The sequence below is a fragment of the Campylobacter sp. BCW_4321 genome (genome assembly GCF_001763075.1).
GTDB classification, from domain to species: Bacteria; Campylobacterota; Campylobacteria; order Campylobacterales; family Campylobacteraceae; genus Campylobacter_D; species Campylobacter_D jejuni.
In genome coordinates this window covers 1-2,039 of sequence record NZ_MJYA01000043.1, presented here as the reverse complement: position 1 = coordinate 2,039, position 2,039 = coordinate 1, and the positions used below count along the sequence as shown (strand labels likewise).

Below are 2,039 nucleotides of genomic sequence, written 5' to 3'. Positions count from 1 at the left end.
TTCTAAAAAGATAGTTTTATCTTTAGCTGCTATTTCTTTCTTAGCTAGTTGTGCAAATGCTGCACCTACTCCTGAAATAAAAACTTATGATGAAATAAGTAAAAATACTAAAGCTAGTTCAGCAAGTGTGTATACTCCTCAAGCTAGGATTACTACGACTGTAAACGGATTAGTAACCAACTCAATAGAAGCCACTGGAAATGGTCCTCATTCTATAACAATTGAACAAGGTGGAACTTTAGGTAATACAGGTAATATAAATAGAATGATCGAAATCAGTGCTAGCAACAGTGATACTTCTACAGTTAATCTTAGCAATAAAGGAACCATCAATGGTCAAGTATATGTAGTACCTAAACCAGGTTTTAATGGAAGTCTCACTGTTAATACCTTTGAAAATACAGGTCAAATTAATGGTATCATTTCTATGGGATCATCAACTTCTCAGGGAACTTTTAATATAGATAATTTTATAAATAGTGGAACTGTGCAAAGTGATCTTACTACTGTGGTAGATATATCTACTGCAAAAATAAAGACTTTTACCAATCATGGTTTGATTCATGGTTTAAAAAATTATAATAGTTTAAAGATAGGAGATCAAAGCACTGTAGAAAACTTTAACAATAGCGGAACCATAGCAAGCAATGCTAATGGCATATATATACTACAAAGCACCATAAAAAACTTTACCAATAGTGGAACCATACTTGGGTCATCAGGTATAAGACTTGCCGGTTCAAGAGTGAAAAGCATTACCAATACCAATCAAGGCTTAATCTCTGGTGCTGTAGGTGTAGCTCTGGATAATGCTATCATAGAAAACTTTACCAACAAAGGAACCATAGAATCAACTAGTAGTGATAAAAAAATGCAGCTATTATTGTTGGAAGATATGGTTCTGCTTATACATCTACTATTAACAATTTTACCAATGATGGAACTATTACATCAAAATCTAATGGTATAATAGTAAGTGGTGGTAGTAAAATAGAAACCCTTGTTAACAAAGGCTCTATAAAAGCAAATTTAGATGGTATAAGTTTGGCTGATTATACTTGGAACCGTGACAGTAAAATAGATCTAGGTAGCATCATTTTAGAAAGTGGCAGTAGCATTCAGGCTGGAAACAATGGTATTAATATAGAACATATAAATTCTAAACCTATAGTAGTCGGTGGAATTGAAGTTAAACAAGATGCTGTTGTAAATGGTGGTAACGCTGGAATTTATATAGGAGACGGTAAAGAAATCAATACCCAAATCACCATCTCAGGTGAAGTAAGTGGTGGAGTTGCAGGTATAGTCAATGAAGGTATCATAGGTAATAGCGATGATAAAAAAGGTGGCATTATCATCTCAGGAGGTAGTGTTAGCTCTTCAAATGGAGGCTCTGGCATAGTCAATCAAGGCAATGGCTCTATCAACGGTGAAATCAAAGTAGAGAATGGGGGCTCAGTTGAAGGTGGTATTACCAATACAGACAATGGTTCTATCTCAGGAAATATAGTAGTAGAAAATGGTGGTAAACTTGATTCCATCACTAACACCTCTACTTCTGATACAGGTATAAGTGGTTCTATCACTAACAATAGTGATAATAAACTTGAAATTTCTAATGGAGAAAGTGCTACTATAGGTGGAGGTATTACCAATAATGGTGGTGGAACTATAACTATTGACAACCAAGGAACCATAAATAAAGGTGATAACGGCAATCACGTAACCAATAATGGTAATGGTAGCATCATCATAGAAGATTGGGTTGTTTCTACAGATAAAGATACAGGTAAATTAGACACTGTGATTGTAGGTGGAGATGGTAAAGATAATGTAAAAGTAGATAATATAACCGTTGATCAAGGCAATGCTGATCTAGATGGAATAGGAGATATAAATGATATCATCTCAGGGGTAAAACCAGATAATATTGGCAATATAGGAACCAATGGTAGCGGGGAAATTGATTTAATCTATGATCCAATAACAGGAAAGCTTACTACAGATTTTAATCTTAATGCCTCCATATCAGGTGCAAC

2 pseudogenes are annotated in these 2,039 nt (G+C 34.6%); both read left to right on the top strand.

Features of this window, described 5'->3' with window-relative positions:
• A pseudogene (locus AJN58_RS06000) lies at positions 1–970 on the top strand (hypothetical protein); the annotation flags it as partial.
• 74 nt (positions 971–1,044) lie between these two features.
• Positions 1,045–2,039, top strand: a pseudogene (locus AJN58_RS05995) (hypothetical protein); the annotation flags it as partial.